The organism is Haloarcula limicola, from assembly GCF_010119205.1.
GTDB lineage: Archaea > Halobacteriota > Halobacteria > Halobacteriales > Haloarculaceae > Haloarcula > Haloarcula limicola.
The window spans coordinates 1,295,423-1,320,636 of sequence record NZ_WRXM01000001.1; the positions used below are offsets into that span (position 1 = coordinate 1,295,423).

Sequence of the window (25,214 nt, forward strand, 5' to 3'; positions counted from 1 at the left end):
ACGATGGCGAACAGAGCGAGAATCGAACGGGGGTAACGCGCCGACTTCAGGCGAGGTCGAACAGCTCCGCGGCCTGCTCCATGTCCTTGTCGCCGCGGCCGGAGAGATTGACGAGGATGGTGTCGTGGTCGCCCTCGGCGGCGAGTTCCTTCGCCAGCGCGATAGCGTGGCTCGTCTCCAGCGCCGGGATGATGCCCTCCGCCTCGCTGAGTTCGCGGAAGGCGTCGAGGGCGTCGTCGTCCTCGATACCGCGGTACTCGGCGCGACCGACCTCGCGGAACATCGCGTGTTCCGGGCCGACGCCGGGGTAGTCGAGTCCGGCGGAAACCGAGTGGACCTCCACGTCCTCGTCGATGACGCGGGTCTTCATCCCGTGGAGGACCCCCTCTTGTCCCTTCGCCAGCGGCGCGGCGTGGCGCGTCGAATCGGCCCCTTCGCCGCCGCCCTCGGCCCCGTAGAAGGCCACGTCGTCGTCGCGGAAGGCGTGGAAGAGGCCCATCGCGTTGGAGCCGCCGCCGACGCAGGCCACCGCCGCGTCGGGGAGGTCGCCGGTGCGCTCCCGGAACTGCTCGCGGGCCTCCCCGCCGATGACGCTCTGGAAGTCCCGCACCATCCGCGGGAACGGGTCCGGGCCGACGACGCTGCCGACGAGGTAGTGCGTGTCGTCGACGTTCTCCGCGAAGTCTTCGAGGGCGGCGTCGACGGCGTCGGCGAGCCCCTCGTCGCCGCGGGTCACCTCGTTGACCTCCGCGCCCATCAGGCGCATCCGGAAGACGTTCATCTGCTGGCGCTCGACGTCTTTCTTCCCCATGTAGATCTCCGTCTCGAGGTCGAGCAGCGCCCCGGCCATCGCCGTCGCGGTGCCGTGCTGGCCCGCGCCGGTCTCGGCGATGAGGCGCTCCCTGCCCGCTTGCTTCGCGAGCAGCGCCTGTCCGAGCGTGTTGTTGATCTTGTGCGCGCCGCCGTGGAGCAGGTCCTCTCGCTTGAGGTAGATCTCCGCGCCGTAGCGCTCGCTCAGGTTCTCGGCGTGATAGAGCGGGGTCGGCCGGCCCGCGAAGTCCCGGCGCAACTCGTCGAGTTCGGCCCGGAACTCGTCGGTGTCCTTGACCCCGTCGTAGGCGCTGGCCAACTGTTCGAGCGGTTCTTTCAGCGGTTCGGGGACGTGGCGGCCGCCGTAGCCGTCGAAGTCGCCTGCTGTCATACGCTACCGTGAAACGCCCGGGGTGATAAACCGTGCTCTCCGTCACTGCCGCCCGGGCGACGACCCGTCACGCAGGTCCCGCTCGAAGTGGACGAGCTCGTAGCCCGCCTCCGTCGAGTGACCCACCTCGTCGTAGCCGGCGTCCCGATAGAACGCGACGGCCGCCGGTTGACTGCGCGCCGTCGTCGCCAGCACCCGGTCGTAGCCGAGTTCGATCGCGCGCGCTTCCAGTCGCGTCAACAGCGTCCGACCGTAACCCCGTCGCCAGTGCGTCGGCGCGACCCGCATCCGATGGAGTTCGGCCGCGCCCGGGACGGTTCGCTCGTCGTCGTGGCCCGCCTCGTTGGGGAGCAGGCCGCCGATCGCCACGACCCTTCCGTCGTGGGTAGTCGGCGGGCCGCGGCCGTCAGAGCGGTCGGTCGCGCCGCCGTCCGCGACGCCGACGAGGAACTCGCCGCCGTCGAGATAGCTCCTCTCCACGTCTCGCAAGTCCTCGGTCCCGGGAATCTCGGCCGGGTCGGTACCCGTCTCGCGCATCGCCCACTCGTGGAGGGTCCACACCGCATCGGCGTCGCGCGGGTCGTACCGGCGAAAGTGAACCTCGTCCATCTCGGGCGTCGAGACGTGCCGGAGCGCGTTGTACGTGACGACTCCGACGGCGTCCGTGCCGACAGCGAGATACCTAAGTGTCAGACCGGCCTCGGGTTCCGTATGCAAGTCGGTTCGCGTCGGTGTATCCTCAACCCCGTCAGCGGCGACGGCGAGCACGCCGACTACGTCGAGCGATTGATGGAGGCCCGCGGGTTCGCCGTCGAGCGGACCGAGGGCGCGGGCGACGCCATCGAGATGGGACGCGAGGCCGGCGAAGCCGAGGCCAGCGAAGTGGCGGTCTGTGGCGGCGACGGCACCATCAACGAGGTGTTGCGCGGCCTCCATCGGGCCGACCACTTAGGCGAGGTGACGCTGAGCGTGATCCCCGCTGGAACGGCGAACCTGCTCGCGGGGACCATCGGCGTGACGGACGACGAGCACGGCGTCGAGGTGGCCGACACCGGGACGGTCCGCAGCGTCGACGTGGGGTTCGCCGACGACGAACCGTTCCTCGTCTCCTGTATCGCGGGCCTGACCGCCGACGCCAGCGTCGCGGCCTCCAGCGAACTCAAGGAGCGCTTCGGGACGCTCGCCTTCCTGCTCTCGGGCGCACAGGAGGCCATCGAGTTCGACGGGCTGGATATCTCGCTGGAGGCCATCGGCGAGGACGGCCCGGTCCGGTGGTCCGGCGAAGTGGTCTGTCTGCTGGTCGGCAACGCTCGGAAGTTCGTCGAGCGCGGCGGGCAGGCCAACATGGAGGACGGCCTGCTGGACGTCGCGATCGTCGAGCGGATGCCGACCGGCAACCTCGTCGCCGAGGCCATCGGCCACCGGCTGCTGGCGACCGAGACGGAGGGCGTCACGCACGTCCGCGCTCGCGACATCTCCATCGAGAGCCGCGAGGAAGCGGTGTCGTTCAGCCGCGACGGCGAGCTCGCCGAACACGAGGCACTCGACATCTCGGTGGGCGAGCGCACGCTGGACCTGCGCGTCGGCTCCGAGTACGTGCCGGATCCCGAGTGAGACGCGACGGCAGTCGTCGGTGGGAGTCGGGCGACAGTTAAGTACCCAGCCGCCGTTTTCCGACACATGTCACCACCCGGACGTGAGGTCCAATACACCGAATCGGACGTCATCGAGGTGTTCAAGGACCGGGACGACTACGCCGAACCGCTGACCGCCTCGGAGGTCGCCGATCGACTCGGCTGTTCCCGTCGGACCGCCCTGAACAAACTCCACAGCCTCGAAGACGAGACCGACATCACGAGCAAGAAAGTCGGCGGCCGCTCGCGCGTGTGGTGGATCCCCGTGCGCACGGACTGACGCGCTCGTGCGGTAGCCCCTCGTACGCTAGCCGCTCACACGCCTCACGCCCCGGAATCGGCCAACGGGCATATCACTCCTCGGGTCCATCGGCCGACAATGACCGATAGCAGGCGTCTCAGCGCTGGACTTGCTGTCCTGACGCTGTTATTTGCGTTTCTCTTAGCTACCAGTTACGCCAGCGCACAGCTGAGCGGCGACGAGATCCGCGGCGATCCGGCGGTCGAGCGCGCGCTCCAGACCGGCGAGCGCGACCCGGTCGTGGGCCCGCGCGACAACCTCACCGTCGTCGCCACGGACTCGACGGCCTTCACGAGCGACCAGGGCGACAGCGCCCGCAAGCGCGCCGAGCTCGTCGCGTTCGCCCCCGACGGCAGCATCTACTACGCGAACGACAGCCACACTCGCTACTGGGACGTGGACCCCGTGCCGGGGACCAACGCCACCGTCGAGTACGTCTACGCCCAGCACCTCACGCCCGAGCAGTGCGACGCCGAGACGGTCTGTACCCGCAACGGCGTCGAGCGCGCGAACCTGACGACCGGCGAGGTGACCTCGATATATAGCCGCATCACGCCCGGGAAGCACTCGACGCGCTGGCACGACGTCGACCGGCTCGGCGAGGACCGCCTGCTGGTCGCCGACATCGACCGCGATCGGGCCTACGTCGTCAACACGACGACCGGGCTCGTCGAGTGGTCCTGGGACGCCCAGGCGGACTACAACACCTCCAGCGGCGGCCCCTACCCCTCCGACTGGACGCACCTCAACGACGTCGAGTACGTCGAGATCGACGGCCGGCCGACGGTGATGGCGAGCCTGCGCAACCAGGACCAGGTCGTCTTCATCGACATGGAGCGCGGGCTGCGCGAGGACTGGACGCTCGGGGAGGACGGCGACCACGACACGCTGTACGAACAGCACAACCCCGACTTCATCCCGGCCGAGCGCGGCGGGCCCGCCGTCCTCGTCGCCGACTCCGAGAACGGTCGCGTGCTGGAGTACCAGCGCGAGGACGGCGAGTGGGTCCGCTCCTGGGAGTGGAAGGACTCGCGGCTGACGTGGGTCCGGGACGCCGACCGCCTCCCGAACGGCCACACGCTCATGGCCGACTCCAACGGCGACCGCGTCCTCGAAGTCGACGAGTCCGGCGAGGTGGTCTGGAGCGCCGACATCGGCTTCCCCTACGAGGCGGAGCGCTTCGGCACCGGTGACGAGAGCGCGGGCGGGCGGAGCGCCGCCGCGCTCGGGCTCCCCGACCGGACGCCGAACGCCAGCGACCGCGGGTCGGTCGGTCGGGTGAAGGCCGCCCTGCCCCAGAAGGTCGTCAACGGCGTGGCCTACCTCCTGCCCGGCTGGATGGGGACCCTCGACGTCGTCTCGGTGCTGGGACTGCTCGTCACCGCACCGCTGTTGCTGGCCGTCGAGTGGCGACGACGCGACCTCTCGGTGAGCGTCCGCTCGCCGCTTCAGTTCCGGAAACGATGACGGGTGACACGACCTCCACGGACGCGGTGAGCGCCGGTTCGGCGACGCCGGACTCGACGGCCGCAGACGCGAGGGCGACCGACGGAGCGACGACCGAGAGCGCCCCCGGGCGGCTGCGGCGAGCGCTCCGGCCCTCGCCCCTCTCCGAGCGGGACTGGCCGTGGCTCGCGTGGCCGCTGCTGGTCGGGCTCGTCGTGACGGCTATCTACGTCGCCACGAACGCCTACCCGGCCTTCGGTGCGGGGCTCTACACGCTCACCGCCGACGCGATCCGGGCGAACGGCTACGCGCTGCCGGCGACGGTGCCGCACTACGGGCCGCGCGGGGTCCCGCTGGCCTATCCGCCGCTGGTGTTCTACGCGCTCGCGGTGCTTCGGGACCTCGGCGCGCCGACGTTCGCCACGGCGATGTACCTCCCGCCGCTGATCACGGTCGCGGCGCTCGTCCCCGCGTATCTCTTGGGCCGCGACCTCCTCGGCGACCGCCGCGCGGGGACGGCCGTCGCCCTCTTGGTCGGGCTGAACCCGCAGGTGCTCCAGTGGCACATCTCGGCCGGGGGCCTCGTCCGCGCGCCCGCCTTCCTCCTCGCGCTCTGCGGGGCCTACGCCGCGCTCCGCATCTTCCGCGACGGCGAGACGGCGTGGGTCCCCGTCGGCCTCCTCGGGTTCGTGCTGGTCGCGCTGACCCACCCCACCTACACGCTGTTCGTCGTCCTGACGTACCTCCTGTTCTGGGCCGGCTACGACCGGTCGCCGCTCGGCCTCGCGCGGGGCGCGGTCGTCGGCCTCGGCGGCGCGTTGCTCGTCTCGCCGTGGCTGGCGACCGTCGCGAGCACGCACGGGCCGGGCGTGTTCACCGGAGCCGCGGGCACCCACGGCGGCGTCGGCGGCGGGCTGACACAGCTCCTGCAGTACGGTCCGTCGTTCGCGCTGCTCCCCGTCGCGGCCGCCGTCGTCCTGCTCCTGACGCGCCACCGCGTCGTCGGCGTCTGGACGCTGGCCGTCTGGCTGGCGTTCGCCCAGTCCCGGTTCACCTACGCCGTCGGAGCCGTCGCGGTGGTCGCGTCGGTGGTCGTCCTCACCGACCGGTACGGCGGGGGCGTGGGCGCGACCGTGAACGCGAACGTCGGGACGGCCGGCCGAGTCGCCGTCGCCGCGCTCCTCGTCGTCTCCGCCGCCGGCGTGGCCGGCATCGGCTACGAGTTCGCCGGGCCGGACGGGACGACCCCGGAGTTCGTCGACGACCGCGACGTGGCGGCGATGGAGTGGGCCGCCGAGGAGACGCCGCCCGACGCGACGTTCGTCGTCCTCGGGGACGCCGCGGAATGGTTCCCGGCCGTCGCCGAGCGGACCATCCTCGTCTCGCCGTGGGGCGCGGAGTGGCGCGGCCCGGACACCTACGGTCCCCACCTCGGCGCGTTCAAGAACGTCTCGCGGTGTCAGTCCGCCAGTTGCGTCGAGCGCTCGCTCTCGGCCGTCGACGCCCGCCCCGACTACCTCTACGTGCCCAAAGAGTCCTACACGGTCCGTGGCCACGACGAGCAGAACGTCGGGACGCTCGACCGCTCGCTCGCGCTCAGCGGCCGCTACGAACCCGTCTTCGAGAACGAGGGCGTCGTCGTCTTCCGTCGGACGGCGTCGGACTGAACGCTCGGGGTATCGCTTTGGTGCTCACGCTCGAAGAGGCGATATGAGCGGTAGCGGCACCGACGGCGGGCGCGTCTCCCCACAGCAGCAGTTGACGGCGGACTACATGCGGATGGCGGGACGCAGGAGCAACGTCCACGGACTCGTCGAGGTCGACGTCACCGACGCCAGAGAGCGCATCCGAGCTATCGAAGCGGAGACCGGGACGAAGCTCTCGTTCACCGCGTTCGTCGTCGCCTGTCTGGCCGCCACCGTCCGGGAACAGCCCCACGTCCAACGGTATCGCGATTGGGGGGGACGGGTCCACGAGTTCGAGGACGTCGACGTGAACGTCCTCGTCGAACGGGAGACCGACGGCGAGCGCATCGGCGTCCCGCACGTCGTTCGGCGGGCGAACCGACGGTCGGTCCGGTCGATTCACGAGGAGATCCGGCGCGTCGAGGCGGACGCGACGGCCCACCCAGAGCCCGGACTGGAACGGCTCGCGCGCCGCCTCCCGGGCGTGCTGCGTCGCCAGATCTGGCGGCTCCCCAGGTGGTTCCCGGGACGGTGGAAGGCCCTCGCCGGCACCGTCGCGGTCACCTCCGTCGGCATGTTCGGCACCGGAAGCGGCTGGGCCGTCAGTCCCACGAACTACACCCTCCAACTCACCGTCGGCGGCATCGGCACTAAACCCCGCCTGATCGATGGCGAACTCCGGTCCCGGGAGCTCTTGAGCCTGACCGTCACCGTCGACCACGACGTCGTCGACGGCGGGGCGGCCGCCCGGTTCGTCCAACGTCTCGGCGAACGTCTGGAGGGCTGTCACGGCCTCGATACGGACGCCACACAGTAGCCGCAGTCCTGACCCCGGTCGGTAATTGCAACCGCCTCCGGCTACCGGAACCGCGACCGCGTCGCGACCCGGACGGCGAGCGCGCCGAGCAAGGCGCCGGCGACGACGTCGGTCCCCCAGTGGATGCCGAGGATCATCGTCGAGAGGACGACGCTGGCCGCGAGGAACACCGCGACCGGCGTCCAGCGCGGGAAGCGCTCGCGGGTGTGGACCGAGAGCAGCGCGACGGTCACCGAAAGCGAGGTGTGCAGCGACGGGAAGACGTTCGTGTTGGCGTTGACCCGGCTCGTGAGCAGTTGGAATCGCGGGAGCGTATCGAACAGCAGCGGCTCGACGAGTTCCGGCATGTAGTTTCGCGGCCCGTATGCCACGAACAGGAGGTAACAGAGGATGCCGCCGCCGTAGTTGACGGTGTAGGCGAGCGCCGTCCGTCGGAGGACAGAGTCGTCGTCGGCGAAGATACCCAGGAGGATCGGGAACACCAGCAGGAAGACGTAGCCGTAGATGTAGACGTAGCCGAAGTACGGCGTCGACCACGGCGTCATGAGCGACTGGAGCGCGGCGACGAACGACCCCTCGATGGCGTAGATGGTGTCGGTGATGTTGAGACCGATGAGCCAGGAGAGCTCGACGCCCACGTCGCGGACGACGCTGTTCAGCGCCAGCATCGCCCCCAGGACCGCGAGCGGTCGAGCGGCGTCGCGGAGCCGCTGCGGGAAGTCGGCCGCCGCCGCTCTGATGCCCTCGGGACCGACGACGGCCACCGACGCCAGCGAGAGGGCGGTGGCCACGACGACGACGACCTCGGCGAGGACGGTGGCCAGGCTCATCTCAGACTCGGAGGAGGCGGTGCCGTTCGTCGTATCGGTAGCCGGCGTCCCGGAACGCCTCGCGGGCGCGTAGCTTGTTGACCGAGCCGCCGCTACCAAGGAAGGACGTGACCGGATGGTCCTCGTCCCACGCGAGGTCCGACGGGAGCCAGTCGGTGCCGGCGAGCGGACTCACCGCGGGCGTGACGTAGTCGTTGAACACCGACTCCGCGACGGTCTTGCGGTCCAGCAGGCGAGAGAGGAGGTGGCGGAACCGCGGGTTCGAGAGCGGCGTCCGCCGCGCGTTGAACCCGAGGAAGTAGAACGAGTCCGTCTGGTCGACGGCCAGCGTGAGGTGCTGTTGCTTCCCGATGGTCCGGACGAGGTCGGGGCCGACGCCGACCGACGTGAAGTCGGCCTCGCCGTTCGCGACCAAGTCGACGGCGGAGGCGTCCGAACCGACGAACCGCAGTTCGAACTCCTCGAAGGGGACGCCGCCGGCGATGGGGCCGGGCAGTTGCGTCTGGTCGGGCCGTTCGAGGAAGTGGTCCTCGAACCGGGAGAGCGTCAGCGACTCGCGGCCCGCCGCCGACTCGAATTCGAGCGGGCCGCTCCCGACCGGCGGAACCGCGCTCGCGACGAGGGCCTCCGTCGTCGCCGACCCCAGGTTGAGCCCGCTGACGTCCGCGCGGGCCGCCCGGTCCTCCCAGACGTGTTCGGCGAGCAGCGGGACGGTGAGCGCCCGCGTCGCGACCTCGGGCGTGCACTCGCCGAACTCGATCTCGACGGTGCGGTCGTCCAGCGCCGTCGCCGATTCGACGAGCGACGCCCGGCCGCGAAAGCGAAGCGGCGGGACGGGCTCGTCGAACGAGCCGAGCGAGGTGTCCGCGAGGAGCGCGTAGGTGAACTCGACGTCGTCCGCGGTCAGGGGCTCGCCGTCGTGCCAGGTCTGGTCCTCCCGGAGCGTCGCGCGCACCACCGGCGGATTCTCCGCCGTCCACTCGAACTCGGCGGCCGCCCACGGGTGGAGGTCGCCGCGATACCGGCGGGCCAGCGAGTCGTAGATCAGCTCCGTCACCGAGCCGCTGCGGCGGAACGAGGCGACCAGCGGATTGAGGTTGGTCGTCGGCCGCATGTCCGGCGTCGTCGCCCGGAGCGTCGTCGCCGAGAGGTCGCGGCGGTCGAGCGACAGCAGGTGAAGCGGCGAGAGACCGGCCATCGAGCGCCACCCGGTGAACCGCTCGTTGCTGGCCGCCCTGATGACGTCCGGGAAGCCGACGACGACGAACGGGCACTCCCTGACGAGGTGGCGCTGTATCTCCGAGACGGCCTCGGCCCGACGCTCGCCCGACGTTCGGCGCTGCTCGGTCAGCAGGTCGTCGACCGTGAGGTTCGTGTACCCGAAGGGGTTCTGCCAGCCCGGTTCGACCGAGAACCGAGAGTGCAACAGCGGGTATAGCGCGTCCGGTCGAACGGTGTGTGAGGGGTACTGCCCGACGAACACGTCGAACTCGTGGTTGACGAGCGTCTGGCGGTACAGCTCCTCGGCGGTCATCGGTTGGACGGTGGTGTCGATGCCCGCCGTCCCGAACCACTCGGCGACCTGGCGGGCGATGGCGATCGAGTACGGGTCCTCGTCGACCGGGAGACACTTCACCGAGAGGGAGATGGGGTCGGGCTGCTGCCGGTTGGCCAGCGTCCGCAGACGCGTCACACAGCCGCTCGTCCCCGTGGCTCCCGCGGTCAGCCCTGCCAGTAACGCCCGGCGCGTGACCCCGCTTCCGGGGCGGGGGCTGCGGGAGGTCATTAGGATATCTGACTCGCCGAGGCTATAACAGCCCTGTGTTTGTCCCCTCGATACCGCCCGGTGACTCCGAAACACGGACGAGAGCCGCTAAAAGTCCCACTCCGCCGCCCGCTGCTGGGCTTCCTCACGGGCCTGTTCCCGGATAGCGGCAATTTTTTCTTCGTCTTCGAGGAACGCTTCCACGGCGCTCTGATCCGTGCTAGCGTCCCCGTCGCTTCCCGTCCGCGCGGTCGGGGCCGCCCGTCGCGTGCTGTCGGCCAGCGCGGGGTCGCCGGCCAACCGCTCGGCCGGCATCCCCGGTGGCACCCGCAACTCCTCGGCCGCGTGGGCCTCCGCGAGGTCGGCGGCGGCGAGTTCGAAGACCGAGACGTGGTACGGCCCGGGGATGGCGAGGTCGGCGAGCGCCGGCGGCCCGCCGCGGTCGGTCCCGGTGTGGTAGGCCAACACGGGTACGCCGTCCTCGAAGGTGACGACGCCCCGACCCTCGGCGTCCAACAGGAGCGTCTCCTGTGACTCGAACACCGCGTAGCCGGTGACTTCCCGGTCGAGTACGTCCGCGAGCGTATCGCGCGGGTCCATGACGACGCGGGACTTGCGGAGCGTTCCCCGCGGGAGTCTCATAGGGTCTCCGGGATGACGGCGCTGCGGAACCGGTCAGCCACGTCGCCGGACTCCCCGCTGTCGACCGAGAGCGCGTCGGCCGCCCGGCGGTAGGCCGCCGCGGCGTCGCAGTCGGCCGCGTGGGCCAGCAGGGGTCGGCCCGCGCGTCGGGCCTCGCGCGCCCGTTCGCTCTCGGGGATCGCGGCGAGCGTCGGCCCGTCGAAGTAGCGCTCGGTCTTCTCCGCGACGTCGTCGATGCGCTCGTCCTCCCGGACCTTGTTGAACAGGATGCCGGCGACGCCGGTCCCGTAGGAGGTCGCGTACTCCTGGACCTTCAGGCCGTCCGAGATGGCCGGGATGGTCGGCTGGAGGACGACCACGATGCGGTCGGCCATCACGATCGGCAGCACCGCCGTGCGGCTGTCGAGCGCCGGCGGCGAGTCGAGCAGGATGACGTCGGTGTCGGCCGCGAGCGTGGCGACCACCTCGCGCAGGCGGGCGGGGTCGGCGTCACGGAACCCGTCCAGGCTCGTCCCGCAGGGGACGACGGTCATCCCGAAGCGCTCGTAGGTCGCCTCGTCGATCGCGGCGTCGTCGGCCAGCACGTCGTGCAGCGTCGTCTCGGCCTCGGAGAGCCCGGCGTGAAAGAGCAGGTTGGCCATCCCCGTGTCCGCGTCGACCACCGTCACGTCGTAGCGGTCCGCGAGCGCCATCCCCAGCGCGACCGTGCTCGTCGTCTTGCCAGTCCCCCCCTTCCCGCTGGCGACCGCGAACACTTCCACCATTACCGCTACTGCCCGCGCGCTCGTATATAAACTTCGCGTCTCCCGGGGACGAATAAACTACCACTCGACGGGGAGCGGGTCGGAATCGACGTGTGTCGCCAGGAGCGACGCCGCCCGGTCGTAGGGCGAGGGACGGTCGTCACCGAGCGTCGTTGGCGGCTCGGTTCCGGCGTATTCAGATATATTTCTCACGAAGGCATCACGCGCCGCGGCGTTCGCGAAGAGGTCGTGGAGGTAGGTGCCCAGTACGCGATCGGTCGCCGCGCCGCTTCCCTCGAACGGCTGGGCCGCTTCACCGGCGAGTTCCGAATCGCCCATGTGTATTTCGTACCCTTCGACCGACCCGTTCGCACCCGCCAACGGTCCGACGCCGCGCAGGCGTCGCTCGACGCGCTCGACGGTCTTCTCCGTCGAGAACGTCGTCGTCACCGGGAGGAGGCCGAACCCCTCGACGCGCTCGCGGCCGCTCGTCCCCTCGACGTCGGCGTTCCGGATCTCCTCGCCGAGTAGCTGATAGCCGCCGCAGAGACCGACGATCGGTCCGTCGAACCCCGAGAGCGCGTCGCCGAAACCGGCCTCGCGGAGCGCCAGCAGGTCGTCGACGGTGTTCTTGCTGCCGGGCAGGACGACGGCGTCGGCGTCGTCGAGCGAGTCCGAGAGCGGGACGTAGGCGACGCGGACGCCGGGTACCGCGGCGAGCGGCTGGAGGTCCGTGAAGTTCGAGATGCGAGGCAGTCGCGGCACCGCGACCGTGACGCTCTCGCTCTCCGAGACGCCGTCGTCCGCGCCGCGGACCGCGCGCTCCCCGACGGCCGGAAGGGCCATGCTGTCCTCCTCGGGGAGGCTCGGGTCGTCGTACGGGAGGACGCCCAGTATCGGAACGCCGGTTCGCTCCTCGAAGGCGGCGAGGCCGGGCGCGAGCAGCGACTCGTCCCCGCGGAACTTCGTGATCACCGCCCCGACAACCCGCTCTCGGATATCCTCGGGTACGAGTTTGAGCGTGCCGACCAGCGAGGCGAAGACGCCGCCGCGTTCGATGTCCGCCACCAGTAACACGTCGGCGTCGGCGAAGCGCGCCGTCTCGACGTTGGCGAGGTCCCTGTCGTGGAGGTTTATCTCGGCGATGGAACCCGCGCCCTCGGCGACGATCACGTCGTGGTCGGCGGCCAGTCGAGCGTGAGCCTCGCGGGCCGCCGTCAGCGCGTCGTCCCAGTGGACGTCGTAGTACGCTCCGGCGGCGAAGTGACCGACCGCCTCGCCGTCGACGACCAGTTGGGACTCGCCGTCGCCGCGCGGTTTCAGCAGGACCGGGTTGTGGTCGGTCGTCGGCGGGACGCGGGCCGAGCGGGCCTGTACGTACTGCGAGACGCCGATCTCGCCGCCCGGCGTCGCCCGCGCGTTGTTGCTCATGTTCTGGGCCTTGAACGGCGCGACCGAGACGCCGCGGTCGGCGAGGAGCCGACAGATTCCCGCCGCTACCGTACTCTTTCCCACGTGTGAAGCGGTTCCCGCGACGAGAATCGTGTCGGCCGCCGGTCCGCCGCTCGAAGTCATCTATCGAGAGTGGGCGGGCCGGCGACAAGAGTGATTCGACGGCGGCATTGTCGGAAACCCTCAGCAGATGATGTGGTTTGACCCGGTACGGTCAATTCAGATGGCTCACTTACCGTTTTGAGGACGAATCTAAAACGCTTGTTTCAATTCTACGAGTGCGAATACGATAGCAATAGCTCCAATGACTACACTAATCGTGCCCAAGAGTTGATTTCGCGGAACGACAGTCGTCTGAGAGACGGTCAGTAGTGCCAGCAAAATCACATGAAGCGCAAGCAGTCGGTCTGTACGATTGGACATAATGATACTTGTATAACGGTTCGAAAAGAAACAACCGATTATTAAGCACACCTAACTAACGGCTGTTTCGCGCGATAAGATATCTGAATAATAGTATTTCGGCCGAGCCTCGACGGCGGGCTTTTCCCTTCGCCGATCGAAGCGTCGCCGTGGACGAAGACAGATTGCACGCCCTGCACGAGCACCTCGAAGCGACCGGCGAGCGACCAGTCGAGCGGACGGCCAGTCGCTGGCTGGGCGAGGCCGAGGCCATCGCGCTCGACGCCGCGATCACCGACCTCGCGCCCGCCGTCCGCCGGGAGCGAGTGGCGAAGGTCGCGGAGCTACTGGAGGAGTTCGACTCGACGGGCGACGAGAAAGCCGACGAACACGTCGACGCCGCCCGGTCGCTGGCCGCGGACCTGCTCGCGGAGTCGGAGCCCGACTCGTAGCCGGCGGGCCAGTCGGTCCTGCCGACTCAGTACTCGGTGCCCTTCCGCGCGGAGTGGCCCGATTCGAGGGGGTGTTTGATTTTCCCGACTTCCGTGACGAGGTCGGCATGCTCGAAGACGTACTCGGGCGAGTCGTGGCCCCCCGTGAGGACGAGTTCCACGTCGTCGGGCTTGTTCTCGATTAGCGAGACGACGTCCTCGGGGTCGACGAGGCCGCGGTTGGCGGCGTAGAGGATCTCGTCCAAGACGAGCATGTTCACGCCGTCCTCGGGCGGGCCGTCGGCGTCGAGCGGTTCCGAGAGGTCCGCGTCGGCGCTGGCGTCGAGGATCTCGCGGGCGCGAGAGAGCGCGCCCTGCGCGCGGGCGGCGTGCTCGTCGTCGTCGCTGCCGTCCATGAAGCCGTGCCAGCCGTAGTGGCCCGCGTTCTCGTAGGAGAAGCCCGGCAGCGCGGCGATGGCGTTGTACTCGCCGCGGACGTCCTCGACGGTGCCGGTGCCGCCCTTCATGAACTGCAGGAGGTGGACGCGGTAGCCGTGGCCGACGGCGCGGGTCGCCATTCCCAGCGCCGCCGTCGTCTTCCCCTTGCCGTCGCCCCACCACACCTGCACGAGACCGAACTCCTCGGGCGCGCTGGGCGTGATCGGTTCGGCCGTCGGGCCGGCGGAGTTGTCGCTCATAGCCCCGATTCAGGGCCGGCGCACATCGGTCTGCCGGTCGGTGACGACGCCGTATTCGGCCTCATCGACCGTCGGCGGGCCGTCGTCGTATCGCGCGGCGAGGCTGGCGCGAACGGCATCGCGGACGCAGGCCCGCGCCGCCGCGCCGACCTCGGTCGCGCTCCCGGCGAACTCGGCGGGTTCGGCCTCGGGGACACAGCCGACGAGAGCGGCGTCGGAGGTGGTGCCGGGGACGCCAGCGACGGCGAGCAGCGTCGCCGCCTTCGCCTCGACGGCGGTCGCGAGCAGCGTCGCGAGCGCACCGTCGTCCAGCGAGCGGTCGGCCCCGACGACGAGGTTCACCGTTCCGGGTCGCCAGTCTGCCCCATCGGTCGATACCGTGTCCGCTCCGCTCTCGCCCATAGGGAGCGCCGCCGGGTTCGAGAGGCCCGCTGTCGCCAGCACCGCGATGGGGCCGCTCCGAGCACAACGCGCGTGGACCATATCGAGGCCGGTCAGCAGCGCCGGCCCGACCGGGAAGCCGGCCTCTCTCAGTCGCTCTTCTCGGTAGGCATCGAGGTCCGTCCGATCGAATCCCTCGGGGACGGTGAGGTTGTACACCGCGTCGGCCGCGCGGTAGCCGCCGTCCCACGCCGTCGAGAGCCAGCGCGCTCCCTCGCGGCGGGCCCGGACGACGCCCTCGCGCCGGGTCGTCTCAAACATCCAGCGCCGCCAGGAGGCGGTCGTTCTGCTGCTCGGTCCGGACCGCGACCCGGACGTGGCTGTCGAGGCCGCGGAACGAGCGCGCGTCCCGGAGCGCGATCCCCCGCTCGCGGGCCGTCGATAGCAACTCGTCCACGCTCACGTCGGACACCTCGAAGAGGAGGAAGGGGGCGTCAGACGGGAACACGTCGAAGCGCGCCGAGAGGCGGTCGCGCATCCGCTCGCGCTCGGTCTCGACCCGGTCGCGCGTCTCGGCGACGAACTCCTCCTGTCGGTAGCAGTGTTCGCCAAGCGCCGCCGCGGGTTCGCTCATCGACCACGCGCGGCGAGCGGTCGTCAGCCGGTCGAGCGCGTCCCCCGACGCGACGGCGTAGCCCATTCGGACGCCCGGCAGGCCGAACAGCTTCGTCAGCGAGCGCGCGACGACGACGCCCTCCCGACCCGCGAGCGAGGGTTGGTCGGTGAATCCGAGGAACGCCTCGTCCGCGAGTAGCGTGGTCCCGTGCTCCCGACAGCGATCGGCGAAGGTTCGCAGGTCCTCGGCGTCGTAGGACTGCCCCGTCGGGTTGTTCGGGTTGCAGACGATGGCCATTGCGTGGGACGCAGGGTCGCTGTCCAGGATCCCGTTCTGGTCGACGAACTCGGGTTCGGCTCCCTGCAGTCGAACCTCGCGGGCGTACTCGCCGAAACTCGGCGCGGGCACGAGAACCGATTCGTCGGCCCGAACCGTCGTCTGGATGGCGAGCCGGATGGCTTCGAGACCGCCCGCGGTGGGGATGACCTGCACGGGGTCACAGCCGACGAACTCGGCGGCCGTCGTCCGGAACGGGAGGTAGTCGTCGGCCGGGTACGACCGCGCGGCGGCGAAGGCGGAACTGAACACGCGGGCCGAACCGGGCGGTACCCGCGGGTTGGTGTTCGCGCTGAAGTCGAGCAGTTCCCGGTCGTCGCTGCTGCCGTGCGGGACGCGGCCGTCCGCGTCGAAGTGCGGGTCGGTCTCACCGAGCGTCCGCAACCGGTCGACGCTGTCGGGGTCCATAGAGGCCGAACGAGGAGGAGTCGGGAGTATGTTTCGCGTGTTACAGATATTGCTCGGCCACGCGAGCGTCTGAACGCGTGTTGACGTTGACCGCCAGTCGCACGTCCGTCGGACGCCACGCGCCCTCGTCGTCGTCGCCGACGACGTTGACGCCGGTCGGTGCGACCTCCTCGCCCGCCCGCTCGAAGGTTGCGTCGTCGCTGACGCCGAGTTCGCGCTTGCGAGCGGCCGGAACGAGCACCGAGAGCGAGCCGCCGTCGTGGGCAGCCAGCACTCGATCGAGTATCTCGCCGTCGAGCAGCGGGAGGTCCGCCGCGACGGTCAGCACCGGCGTCGTGAGACGAGCGTCCGACAGCGCCCGGTCGAGGTCCGCGACGTACCCTTCGCCGGGCGTCTCGATACGCGGCACGTCGAGATGAGCGCGGGTCTCGGGGGCGTTCGGCGACGTGACGGCGTACGCTCGCTCGACGCCGCTGGCTTCGATCGCACGGAGTACGCGGTCGACCATCGGGACGCCGCCGACTTCGAACAGGGGCTTCTCGCGGTCGGCGTCGAGGCGCGTCCCGCGCCCGCCGCACATCACCAGCGCGTCCACGCGAGCACCCCCCAATCGACGAGTTCCCAGTCGAAGAGCGTCCACGCGACGACGGCCGCGTGCAGGGCGACGACCCGCGAGAGCTCGTTGGCCGCGCCGAAGACGTCGCCGCCGACGCCGTCGAGGCGACGGTCGGCCCACCGTTCGAGGAGGAGGGCGACGACCGGTCCGGCGGCGACGGCGACGGTCGCCGCCGGAACGACGAGCGCGGCGGCCGGAAGCGCCGCCGCGACCGACGCGAGGACGTCTCGCGGCCGCTTGTCTGACAGGACGGTCTCGCCGAACCCCTCGTGGCTCGGACTGCCGAGACACGCGAGCGTCGCCATCGAAAGCTTCGCGCCGACCTCCGCGGCGACGACAATAGCGACGGCCGCGAGCGTCGGCAGTCCCGCCACGGCGAGCGCGCCGAGCGCCAGTCCGACGAGAGCGGTCCCGAGCGCCAGCACCGCGCCGACGCCGACCGTCGTGTCGCGCATCGCCTCGCGGCGCTCGGCGGGGTCGCCGTGGACCACGGCCGCGTCGCCGAGGTCCGCGAGGCCGTCGGCGTGGTTGACGCCCGTGACGACGACGACCCCGGCGAGGTACGCCGCCGCGACGACCGGCGCGGGGACGAGTCCGACGGCGAGGAACGGGACGGCGACCAGCGCGCCGACGACGTAGCCCGCCAGCGGGAACGCCGCCGGGGTCGCGGCGAAGGCGTCCCACGCGGCCTCGCTGTGGCCGATCGGGAGCCGCGAGAGGAAGCCGAGCGCCCCGCGCACGGCGCTCAAAACCACGCGAGCACCCCCCCGAGCGCGTAAGCGAGCAGGCCGGCGCGGCCGACGCCGCGCACGCCGCGCTGCGCCGCCGTTCTGTCCGGAAGGTCCGCGCTGGCGTTCAGAAGGTAGACGCCGGGTTTCTCCAGCCGAGCGTCGAGAGCGGCGGCGACGGCCCCCATCGGCCACCCCGAGTTCGGTGAGGAGACGCGACTCAGCCATCCGCGAGCGCGGACGAGCGAGCGCGGGTCGGCGAACGCGACGGCCAACAGCAGAGCGCTCGCCCGCGCCGGGAGCCACATCACGGCGTCGTCGAGGCGCGCGGCGGGTGTCCCCACGCGCTTCGAGCGATAGCCGAGCATCGAGTCCATCGTGTTGACGGCCTTGACCCAAGCGGCGACAGCGGCGGCGACGGGGAGCGCCGGCAACCCGGCCAGCGGCGCGAGTGCCGCGCCGAGGACGAACGCGCCGAGCGAGGCGACCAGTCCGTCCGCGAGGTTCTCGGCGGCGCTCTCGACGGCCGCGCTGCGGAGGAGACCCGGCGAGAGACCGGCGGCGTCCCGGCCGACCAGCGCGAGCAGTCCGTCGCGAGCGGCTTCGGGGTCGGTCTCGGAGTCCGCGACGACCGACCGCGCGGCGACGAGGAGTTCGCGGAGACTGGTCGTCAGGAACAGCGCGAGACCGGCCGCGAGCGCCCCAGCCATCGGGGAGAGCGTTTCGGCTAGCGCGACCGACGCGCCGACGGCCAGCGCCGCGAACAGCGGGAGGACGAGCGCGCCGAGCCCACCGGCCGCGAACGCGTGAGCGTCGCTTCGCCACTCCTGGTCCAGCGGCGCGACGAGCGAACCGAACCACGCGACGGGGTGGTACCGCGTCGGCGGTTCGCCGACGGCCGCTTCGAGCGCCGCGGCGACGCCGACCGCGAGCGCGCTCAGCACAGCGTCCCCTCCCGGAGCCGCACGGCGACCGTCGGAAGCGGCACGTCCTCCAACAGGATCGACGCCGCGCCGACCCGTCCCGCGCCACCGTCGGTGCGGGCGTCGTCGCCGACGTGGACGAGCGCGGAGAGCGGGACGCCCAGTGCGTCGGCCGTCGCCGCGAAGATCGGCTCGAACGGCTTGCGCCAACCGCAGTCGACGCTGGCGACGACGGTGTCGGGCGCGAGCGCGGCCTCCGGACTGAGGTCGGCCCGGTCGAGCGTCCGCTCGACCAGTCCGGGGACGCTGCAGTTCGAGCAGACGGCGACGGGACCGCGGTCGTGCGCGGCGGCAAGCGCCTCGCGTGCGCCGTCCCTGACAGTCACCGGGACGTCGAAGGCCGCGAGAACTGCCTCGCGAGCGGTGGTCTCGCCGACCTCGACGCCGCGACTCGCCAGCGCGAGGCGGACGTGCTCGTCGAGCGGGGCCTCCCGGCCGCGGTCGTACTCGCGATGAGAACTTCGATAGGCGGCCTCCCAGTCGTCGGGGACGGTGACGCCGCGCGCGTCGAGCCGCTCGGCCACGGCGTCCCACGGCGCGTCGGATCGGTCGGCGGCGACGAGCGTCCCGAACAGGTCGAAAGAGACCGCCATACGCGTGAGATTACTGCAAGCGCACTTGAACTGTGCGGTGGAGCCAGAGTTATGGCGGCCCACGTGGTGGACGGGGCATGGCCGAGACGTTTCGGTACGAGGGAGAGGTGCGACCGGGGGAAACGCGGCACGTCAGACACGAGGTGGGCGAGACGTACCTCGGGGACCCGATAGAGATTCCGGTGACCATCGTCGACGGTGCCCGCGACGGCCCGACCGTCGGTCTGACCGCGGCGGTTCACGGGGACGAACTCAACGGCGTCAAGGTCCTCCAGGAGGTCGCCGACCGCTACGACCCGGCCGACGTCCACGGGACGCTCGTCTGCTTGCACGTCGTGAACGTCCCGGGCTACATCGCCCAGACTCGGGACATCCCCATCTACGACCAGGATCTCAACCGGGCGTTCCCGGGCAAGCCCCGGAGCAACACGGCCGAGCGGATGGCCAACAACATCTACGAGACGTTCGTCTCTCAGTGTGATCTGCTGCTCGACTTTCACACCTCCACGCGCAACCGGACGACGATGTATCACGTCCGAGCCGACACGTCCGACGCCACCGTCGACCGACTGGCCCGCGCGTTCGGCGCGAACGTCGTCATCGCCGGTCCGGGCGACGTGGGGTCGCTCCGACGGACCGCGACCGCGGACGGGACGCCGACGATCACGATAGAGATGGGGAAGGCCCACCGCTTCCAGCCGACGCTCATCGAGCGAGCGCTAGAGGGCGTCAGCAGCGTCTTCGCCGAGTTCGGCGTCGATCCGACGGCGACGGTCACGTGGCCGGGGTGGCTCCGCTCGGTCCCCGCCGACCAGGGCGATAAGACGTGGCTTCGCGCCGACACCGGCGGCCTCGTCGAGATGCAGTGGGGACCGTACCCGCTCGTCGAAGAAGGCGCGCCTATCTGCACTATCAGCGACCACTTCAAGCGGGAGGAACGGACCGTCACGGCACCCTTCACCGGTATCCTCGTCGGTGTCCTGGAGAACCCGGTCGCCCAACCGGGGCACCCCCTCTGTCACCTCGTCCGCATCGACGAGACGACACACGATGAGATCGTCGCCGAGATCGACCGCGGCGAGTTCGACGGCTACCGACAGCGCGGCCTCCGATGGCGCGGTGAGAAGGCGGAACTCGACTAGGACCAAGCCCCGTCAGCGAGACAGAGGCAAAAACGCGCGTCTCACCAGCGGTGGTGAACCGAGTCGAAGACGTACTCCTCGTAGATGTCCCGCACCGCGCCGTGAGTCTGGTTCGAGAGCGGCGCTTTCTCGCTGGCCGCGGCGTTGGCCTCGATATGCTCGGGCGTCGTCGACCCGGGGATGACCGTCGAGACGGCGTCGTGGTCGAGGATCCAGCGCAGCGCCATCTGGGCCATCGTCGTCTCCTCGGGGACGTGCTCGCGCAGTTCATCGACGGCGTCGAAGCCGTCCTCGACCGGTAGGCCGGCGAACGTCTCGCCGCGGTCGAAGGCCTCTCCCTCGATGTTGAAGTTACGGTGGTCGTTCTCCGGAAACTCCATATCGCGCGAGAGTTCGCCGGTCAGCAGCCCCGACGCCAGCGGGACCCGAACGATGACGCCCACGTCGCGGCGGGCGGCCTCCTCGAAGAACAGCTCCGCGGGTCGCTGGCGGAACATGTTGAAGATTATCTGGACCGTCTCGACGCCGGGATATTCGATGGCTTTCAGCGCCTGTTCGACCTTCTCGACGCTGACGCCGTAGTGGTCTATCTTCCCCTCGTCTCTCAGGCGATCGAGCGCCTCGAACGTCTCCGGCTGATAGTACGCCTCGGTCGGCGGGCAGTGCAGCTGGACGAGCCCCAGCGTCTCGACGCCGAGGTACTCCCGCGAGCGGTCCACGAACTTCGAGAGGTTCTCGTAGTCGTAGCGGTCGGCAGTGTGCGGGTCGAGGCGGCGGCCGGCCTTCGTCGCCACCGTCACCTCCTCGCGGACGCCGCGCTCGTCGAGCACCTCGCCGATGCGCTGCTCGCTGAAGCCGTCGCCGTAGACGTCGGCAGTGTCGATGAAGTCGATGCCGGCGTCGAGCGCGGCCCGGACCGCCTCTCGGCCCGCCTCTTCGTCCACGTCGCCCCAGTCGCCGCCGATGTTCCACGTCCCGAAGCCGACCTCTGTCACGTCGAACCCCGTCGTCCCGAGTTGGCGATGTCGCATACGCTCGCTACCGCTCGCGGTCACTTGTGGCTGTGCCAAGCGGCATGCAACGCTGGAGACAGGCGGCAAAAAAGGGCGTTGAGCCCGATAGCATCGGTTAGGACGTGCCAGTGTGGACGTCGAGGGCTATTCGACCCACTCGGCCCGGCGGACGTCGTATCCGTCACAGACCGGACAGGAGTGGTACTGGACTTCGAACGACTCCTCACATTCCAGACAGATGTACGGGCATCTATCCTGTTCCCCGAGTTGGGAAACGTTGCGTGCTTTGTCAAAGACTCCCATCGACGACCAAGCCATGCTTCTACCCGCTCCGCCAAAAAGAGGGAGGGTAGTTCACGCGGTTTCACAGCCGCGATATGACGGTTCTCCGTACAGGTCACGGGCGTTCGCGTCGAGAACTGCTCGATCGCCTGACTCGTTCGCGAGTCGCTCGGTCTTTGGATTGGTGGGAACCCATTCGACACTCGATTGGTTACTAGTTCGATATTATATCATTACCTTCATTGAGTCATCACATGTAGGTTACTAGTGTAGATCTCATCAAGACGCGAAACAGGCCAATACAACAATACACGATACAAATAGAGGAAGGTTATTTATCGATCTCAGGGTAGACCTCTACATGTTGGCTTGTTCCGGGTGTGATCTTACCTGCGAATTCCATTATCAAGCGTCCAATCGTTGTTCGGTGTTGAAGTCTCTCATTGTGCGCATCCTTCACTGCTCTGTTGAGATTTCTATCGATTTGCCTCATCGACAACCTAATCTCCAGCAATTGCTCTTCTGTCAATTCATCGAAATCGATGTCAAACATAACTTTCTGAGTAGTCTCGTCCATTAGAGAGTTGTCAGAGTTAGGGAACTCTGTAAGTAGATTATTAAAGCGTTCATTCACGATCTCAAATTCTCTATCTAACTGGCCTTCTGGGAGACCTGATAGATTCTCATACGAATAATGTTCTAGCAGTCGAGTCAGGTACGCTTTCAAGAACTCATCGTTGCTCATATTATCACGGTCTATCTGTTCAAACAACCATTCTCTATCAGATTCGGACATTCAACAAATAGATCAGTTGAATCGTAATAAATACTTGTCAATATCTACAAACAACCGTGTGGGTCATTTTGGTAATATAACTTTAACCATATGGTTAGAGAGAAATCAAAAATGAGCCACCACCTCTCAACGTATTCAATTTGAACAGGTGTCAGATGTTCCCGTCCACACATAGGGCGTTTCGCGAGCGTGCGACTGGTGTGTTCAAATCGGTCCGGGATTGAGCACACACGCGGCGCTCGTCGTTGAGCGCCGCGAGAAGTATCCGCCCACGACCCGATTTGAACGAGCCGAGACGGTCGCCTCGCTCCGCTCGGCGCTGCGACTCGTCGGCTCAAATCGGGTCGTGGGCGACTGAATAGCTGCCGCTGGCTCACTCCGTTCGCAGGCGGCAGCAATGTAAGTCCGCCCTCCCCGATTTGAACGGGGGACAAGTCGATCTACAGTCGACTGCTCTACCAGTCTGAGCTAAGGGCGGGCAGCAACAGGAATTAGCCCGCCGTCCGGACTTAAGGATTGTTATTCTCGGGGCGTTCGCGGGGCGCTCACACGGGGACGCGTACCACGTATGTACCTCCCTGGATCGCCCGGCTTTCCGTTCATCGCGACAGCCGCCTCACAGTATGGGCAACACGTAAACCAGCGGTCGTTGTACGTCCGTGACAGTGCTCGGGGACTGCATCTACTGTTCGGACCGCCTCACCAGCGAGCTGCGATCGGTGACGTGCGACCACTGCGGTGCCGGATTCCACGTCGCGTGCGCTCGCGATGCGGGAGAGCTGTCCGTCGAAGAGACGTCACACTTCCTGCGGTCGAACGCGTATCAAGTCGAGTGTCCCGACTGCGGCGACCGCTGGGACGCCGGGTTCGACCCGCGAGAGTGAACGCGTCTCGCCGGCCGTGCGTCTGACCCAGCGGGAAGATTTTAATACCCGGGTGACGACCTGTCTTACGAGTTGGATGAGCAAGATCACGTTCCGCGCTGACGACGACCTCATCGAACGCCTCGAAGCGTTCGACGCCTCGAAGAGCGAGGTCATGCGCGAGGCCCTCCGAGCGTACCTCGACGGGAGCGGCGACGACCCGTCGCCCGCCCGCTCTGACTCCGCCGAGTCGACGGGGGCCGAATCGGTGACCGACACCGAGAGCATCGACGAACTCATCGCGGAGCGCGTCGACGCCATCATCACCGACCGGTTGTCCGAGCGAGCGGAGCGACCGCCCGCGCGGCAGCCACAGGACGTCAACGTAAACATCTCACTCGACGCCGAACGTGGCGCTGTGGCGACCGAAGGGGCGGCCGAGTCACACGCGTCTGACACCGCCGCTGCCGACACTGCTGAGGACGTATCACACGGCTCCGAGGGCCGTAAGACACCGGCCAAACGCCGTGAAAACGCGGAGCCGAGCGAACAGAGCTCCTGTGCGCAATGCGGCGAAAACCTCTCCGCAGACCACGTTTACTGTCCGAATTGCGGCGAGAAGGCGTCCCGGCGCGTCTTCTGTGACTGCGGTGACGAGATCCGGTCCGACTGGGGATTCTGTCCCAGCTGCGGTCGTCGGACGCCGGCGGCGGACGTACTCGACCAATCCCGAAGTGGCGCAAACGAGCGGTAGCGTGTTTCTTCTGACGTAAACGCGCGTTTGTCATACACTCGGCGATAGTTTTAATATCCCCCAGTTTGTGGTACATCTTGCGTAAGACGGTCGTCTTACACGGTGTGCGCAACGGTGGCATCCCGCCATCGGCTGTCGATTTCACGGTGTAAACAACCGGACGGGTCGAAATCTCGACTCGCCCGGGCCGTCTTACCCAAAGGGGACCAACAACAATGGAGCGTGTGACACTACGGATTCCGAAGCAGCAGATCGAAGAGGTCGAACAGATGGTCGAGACGGGGGAGTACCCCAACCGGAGCGAGGCGATCCGGTCGGCCGTCCGTGAGATGCTCGCAGAACAGGACGGTTCCGAGCGCGCCTCGGAGAAGCAAAAGCGGACGTGGGCGAGGGCCTAACGATGCAGGACATCGTCAACGAGGCCCTCGAGCGCGACGAGCAGGAACAGCAGAAGATGTCCGAGGACGACGTCGACGGGTTCGGCGACCCGCGGATCGTCATCGTCGGCTGTGGCGGTGCCGGGAACAACACCGTCAATCGGCTCTACAACATCGGCGTCGAGGGTGCCGACACCGTCGCCATCAACACGGACAAACAGCACCTCAAGATGATCGAAGCCGACACGAAGATTCTGGTCGGCAAGTCCCTCACCAACGGACTCGGTGCCGGCGGCGACCCCTCGATGGGCGAGCGCGCCACCGAGATGGCACAGGGGACTATCAAGGAAGTGCTGGGCGACGCGGACCTCGTGTTCGTCACGGCCGGCATGGGCGGCGGGACCGGGACCGGTGCCGCTCCCGTCGTCTCGAAGATCGCCAAGGAGCAGGGCGCGATCGTCGTCGGCATGGTCTCGACGCCGTTCAACGTCGAGCGCGCCCGCACGGTGAAGGCCGAAGAGGGCCTAGAGAAGCTCCGCAACGAGGCGGACTCCATCATCGTGCTGGACAACAACCGCCTGCTCGACTACGTCCCGAACCTGCCCATCGGCAAGGCGTTCTCGGTGATGGACCAGATAATCGCCGAGACGGTCAAGGGCATCTCCGAGACCATCACCCAGCCGAGCCTCATCAACCTCGACTACGCCGACATGACCTCCATCATGAATCAGGGCGGCGTCGCGGTGATGCTCGTCGGTGAGACCCAGGACAAGAACAAGACCCAGGAGGTCGTCAAGGACGCGATGAACCACCCGCTGCTGGACGTGGACTACCGCGGTGCCAGTGGCGGCCTGGTCCACATCACCGGCGGCCCGGACCTCACGCTGAAGGAGGCCGAGGGCATCGCCCAGAACATCACCGAGCGCCTCGAGGCCTCGGCGAACGTCATCTGGGGAGCCCGCATCCAGGAGGAGTACAAGGGCAAGGTCCGCGTCATGGCCATCATGACCGGCGTCCAGTCCGCGCAGGTGCTCGGCCCGACCACGCAGAAGCAGGCCAACAAGTCCCGCGAGGCGATCCAGGAGGTCGGCGACGACACCTCCTTCGACGCCTCCGAGAACTTCGAAACCAGCGCCAGCGACGGCGGCACCGCCAACCACGCCGGCAGCCCCAGCGGCTACGGTGAGACCGACGGCGGCCGCGACCAGCGCGAGAAGAACAACGGCCTCGACGTCATCCGGACGAACGAGTAACCGCCGACCCCTCTTTCCTCCCCGTT

The 25,214-nt window shown here is 68.4% G+C and carries 27 protein-coding genes and 1 tRNA gene; 11 read left to right on the forward strand and 17 right to left on the reverse strand.

Annotation, left to right across the window (positions count from 1 at the left end):
* Window positions 1-46: 46 nt before the first annotated feature.
* Both trpB and GO488_RS06620 read right to left on the reverse strand, forming a co-directional pair.
* Window positions 47-1,201, reverse strand: a complete 1,155-nt coding sequence (gene trpB / locus GO488_RS06615) for a tryptophan synthase subunit beta (RefSeq protein WP_162316992.1) — start codon at window positions 1,199-1,201, stop codon at window positions 47-49.
* A 42-nt stretch (window positions 1,202-1,243) separates the two neighbouring features.
* The gene (locus tag GO488_RS06620; RefSeq protein ID WP_206674400.1) at window positions 1,244-1,810 is read right to left on the reverse strand and encodes a GNAT family N-acetyltransferase; all 567 of its coding nucleotides are present in this window, start codon (window positions 1,808-1,810) and stop codon (window positions 1,244-1,246) included.
* Between the two features lie 102 nt (window positions 1,811-1,912).
* On the opposite strand from GO488_RS06620, the gene GO488_RS06625 reads away from it, so the two are divergent.
* The 5 genes from GO488_RS06625 to GO488_RS06645 all read left to right on the forward strand — a co-directional run bounded on the left by GO488_RS06625 (window position 1,913) and on the right by GO488_RS06645 (window position 7,084).
* Complete coding sequence (locus tag GO488_RS06625; protein ID WP_162316993.1) at window positions 1,913-2,815, forward strand: diacylglycerol/lipid kinase family protein; 903 nt, start codon at window positions 1,913-1,915, stop codon at window positions 2,813-2,815.
* 66 nt (window positions 2,816-2,881) lie between these two features.
* Complete coding sequence (locus GO488_RS06630) at window positions 2,882-3,115, forward strand: HTH domain-containing protein (RefSeq protein WP_135301941.1); 234 nt, start codon at window positions 2,882-2,884, stop codon at window positions 3,113-3,115.
* Window positions 3,116-3,214: 99 nt separating this feature from the next.
* Window positions 3,215-4,603: an aryl-sulfate sulfotransferase gene (locus GO488_RS06635; RefSeq protein WP_162316994.1), complete on the forward strand. Its 1,389-nt coding sequence runs from the start codon at window positions 3,215-3,217 to the stop codon at window positions 4,601-4,603.
* Window positions 4,600-6,249, forward strand: a complete 1,650-nt coding sequence (locus GO488_RS06640) for a glycosyltransferase family 39 protein (RefSeq protein ID WP_162316995.1) — start codon at window positions 4,600-4,602, stop codon at window positions 6,247-6,249. The genes GO488_RS06635 and GO488_RS06640 overlap by 4 nt, the downstream gene beginning before the upstream one ends.
* 43 nt (window positions 6,250-6,292) lie before the next feature.
* On the forward strand, window positions 6,293-7,084 hold the full coding sequence (locus GO488_RS06645) for a 2-oxo acid dehydrogenase subunit E2 (RefSeq protein WP_206674380.1): 792 nt from the start codon (window positions 6,293-6,295) through the stop codon (window positions 7,082-7,084).
* Window positions 7,085-7,125: 41 nt separating this feature from the next.
* Here GO488_RS06645 and GO488_RS06650 read toward each other — a convergent pair whose 3' ends face one another.
* The 5 genes from GO488_RS06650 to GO488_RS06670 all read right to left on the reverse strand — a co-directional run bounded on the left by GO488_RS06650 (window position 7,126) and on the right by GO488_RS06670 (window position 12,639).
* The gene (locus tag GO488_RS06650) at window positions 7,126-7,914 is read right to left on the reverse strand and encodes a phosphatase PAP2 family protein (protein WP_162316996.1); all 789 of its coding nucleotides are present in this window, start codon (window positions 7,912-7,914) and stop codon (window positions 7,126-7,128) included.
* A 1-nt stretch (window position 7,915) separates the two neighbouring features.
* On the reverse strand, window positions 7,916-9,700 hold the full coding sequence (locus GO488_RS06655) for an ABC transporter substrate-binding protein (RefSeq protein WP_241692904.1): 1,785 nt from the start codon (window positions 9,698-9,700) through the stop codon (window positions 7,916-7,918).
* Window positions 9,701-9,787: 87 nt separating this feature from the next.
* Window positions 9,788-10,321, reverse strand: coding sequence for a DUF8054 family protein (locus tag GO488_RS06660; RefSeq protein WP_162316997.1), 534 nt, complete (start codon window positions 10,319-10,321; stop codon window positions 9,788-9,790).
* Entirely contained in the window at window positions 10,318-11,085 is a 768-nt protein-coding gene (locus tag GO488_RS06665; RefSeq protein ID WP_162316998.1) for a nucleotide-binding protein, read from the reverse strand. The genes GO488_RS06660 and GO488_RS06665 overlap by 4 nt, the downstream gene beginning before the upstream one ends.
* A 57-nt stretch (window positions 11,086-11,142) precedes the next feature.
* On the reverse strand, window positions 11,143-12,639 hold the full coding sequence (locus GO488_RS06670) for a cobyric acid synthase (RefSeq protein WP_162316999.1): 1,497 nt from the start codon (window positions 12,637-12,639) through the stop codon (window positions 11,143-11,145).
* Between the two features lie 449 nt (window positions 12,640-13,088).
* Here GO488_RS06670 and GO488_RS06675 point away from each other — a divergent pair, with 449 nt between their 5' ends.
* Window positions 13,089-13,370 carry a DUF8152 family protein gene (locus GO488_RS06675; protein WP_162317000.1) on the forward strand — a complete coding sequence of 94 codons (282 nt, stop codon included), beginning with the start codon at window positions 13,089-13,091 and terminating at the stop codon, window positions 13,368-13,370.
* A 26-nt stretch (window positions 13,371-13,396) separates the two neighbouring features.
* Here GO488_RS06675 and GO488_RS06680 read toward each other — a convergent pair whose 3' ends face one another.
* Genes GO488_RS06680 through GO488_RS06710 form a run of 7 tightly spaced genes read right to left on the reverse strand, consistent with a single transcriptional unit; the run spans window position 13,397 to window position 18,708 of the window.
* Window positions 13,397-14,047, reverse strand: a complete 651-nt coding sequence (locus GO488_RS06680; protein ID WP_162317001.1) for a cob(I)yrinic acid a,c-diamide adenosyltransferase — start codon at window positions 14,045-14,047, stop codon at window positions 13,397-13,399.
* A gap of 9 nt (window positions 14,048-14,056) precedes the next feature.
* On the reverse strand, window positions 14,057-14,749 hold the full coding sequence (locus GO488_RS06685) for an adenosylcobinamide amidohydrolase (protein WP_162317002.1): 693 nt from the start codon (window positions 14,747-14,749) through the stop codon (window positions 14,057-14,059).
* Entirely contained in the window at window positions 14,742-15,788 is a 1,047-nt protein-coding gene (gene cobD / locus GO488_RS06690) for a threonine-phosphate decarboxylase CobD (protein WP_162317003.1), read from the reverse strand. Before cobD ends, GO488_RS06685 begins: the two co-directional genes overlap by 8 nt.
* Window positions 15,789-15,828: 40 nt before the next feature.
* Window positions 15,829-16,368, reverse strand: a complete 540-nt coding sequence (locus GO488_RS06695; RefSeq protein WP_162317560.1) for an NTP transferase domain-containing protein — start codon at window positions 16,366-16,368, stop codon at window positions 15,829-15,831.
* Window positions 16,368-17,159, reverse strand: coding sequence for an adenosylcobinamide-GDP ribazoletransferase (gene cobS, locus GO488_RS06700; RefSeq protein ID WP_162317004.1), 792 nt, complete (start codon window positions 17,157-17,159; stop codon window positions 16,368-16,370). The genes GO488_RS06695 and cobS overlap by 1 nt, the downstream gene beginning before the upstream one ends.
* Window positions 17,150-18,076 (reverse strand): CobD/CbiB family cobalamin biosynthesis protein, encoded by a 927-nt coding sequence (locus tag GO488_RS06705; RefSeq protein WP_162317005.1) that lies wholly within the window; start codon window positions 18,074-18,076, stop codon window positions 17,150-17,152. The genes cobS and GO488_RS06705 overlap by 10 nt, the downstream gene beginning before the upstream one ends.
* Window positions 18,070-18,708, reverse strand: a complete 639-nt coding sequence (locus GO488_RS06710) for an HAD family hydrolase (RefSeq protein ID WP_162317006.1) — start codon at window positions 18,706-18,708, stop codon at window positions 18,070-18,072. The genes GO488_RS06705 and GO488_RS06710 overlap by 7 nt, the downstream gene beginning before the upstream one ends.
* A gap of 77 nt (window positions 18,709-18,785) precedes the next feature.
* Here GO488_RS06710 and GO488_RS06715 point away from each other — a divergent pair, with 77 nt between their 5' ends.
* Complete coding sequence (locus tag GO488_RS06715) at window positions 18,786-19,850, forward strand: succinylglutamate desuccinylase/aspartoacylase family protein (RefSeq protein WP_162317007.1); 1,065 nt, start codon at window positions 18,786-18,788, stop codon at window positions 19,848-19,850.
* A 41-nt stretch (window positions 19,851-19,891) separates the two neighbouring features.
* Here the strand turns inward: GO488_RS06715 and GO488_RS06720 are convergent, their stop codons facing one another.
* The 3 genes from GO488_RS06720 to GO488_RS06730 all read right to left on the reverse strand — a co-directional run bounded on the left by GO488_RS06720 (window position 19,892) and on the right by GO488_RS06730 (window position 22,419).
* Window positions 19,892-20,881, reverse strand: coding sequence for an aldo/keto reductase (locus GO488_RS06720; protein WP_162317008.1), 990 nt, complete (start codon window positions 20,879-20,881; stop codon window positions 19,892-19,894).
* A gap of 595 nt (window positions 20,882-21,476) precedes the next feature.
* On the reverse strand, window positions 21,477-21,941 hold the full coding sequence (locus tag GO488_RS06725) for a hypothetical protein (RefSeq protein ID WP_162317009.1): 465 nt from the start codon (window positions 21,939-21,941) through the stop codon (window positions 21,477-21,479).
* 404 nt (window positions 21,942-22,345) lie between these two features.
* A tRNA-Tyr gene (locus tag GO488_RS06730) sits at window positions 22,346-22,419 on the reverse strand.
* Window positions 22,420-22,600: 181 nt separating this feature from the next.
* Here GO488_RS06730 and GO488_RS06735 point away from each other — a divergent pair.
* From GO488_RS06735 to ftsZ, 4 genes are all read left to right on the forward strand, one after another.
* Window positions 22,601-22,825 (forward strand): hypothetical protein, encoded by a 225-nt coding sequence (locus GO488_RS06735; RefSeq protein ID WP_162317010.1) that lies wholly within the window; start codon window positions 22,601-22,603, stop codon window positions 22,823-22,825.
* A 76-nt stretch (window positions 22,826-22,901) separates the two neighbouring features.
* Window positions 22,902-23,558, forward strand: coding sequence for a double zinc ribbon domain-containing protein (locus GO488_RS06740; protein WP_162317011.1), 657 nt, complete (start codon window positions 22,902-22,904; stop codon window positions 23,556-23,558).
* A 215-nt stretch (window positions 23,559-23,773) separates the two neighbouring features.
* The gene (locus GO488_RS06745; protein WP_135301923.1) at window positions 23,774-23,956 is read left to right on the forward strand and encodes a ribbon-helix-helix domain-containing protein; all 183 of its coding nucleotides are present in this window, start codon (window positions 23,774-23,776) and stop codon (window positions 23,954-23,956) included.
* Window positions 23,957-23,958: 2 nt separating this feature from the next.
* The gene (gene ftsZ, locus GO488_RS06750; RefSeq protein WP_162317012.1) at window positions 23,959-25,188 is read left to right on the forward strand and encodes a cell division protein FtsZ; all 1,230 of its coding nucleotides are present in this window, start codon (window positions 23,959-23,961) and stop codon (window positions 25,186-25,188) included.
* The last annotated feature ends 26 nt before the right edge of the window (window positions 25,189-25,214 follow it).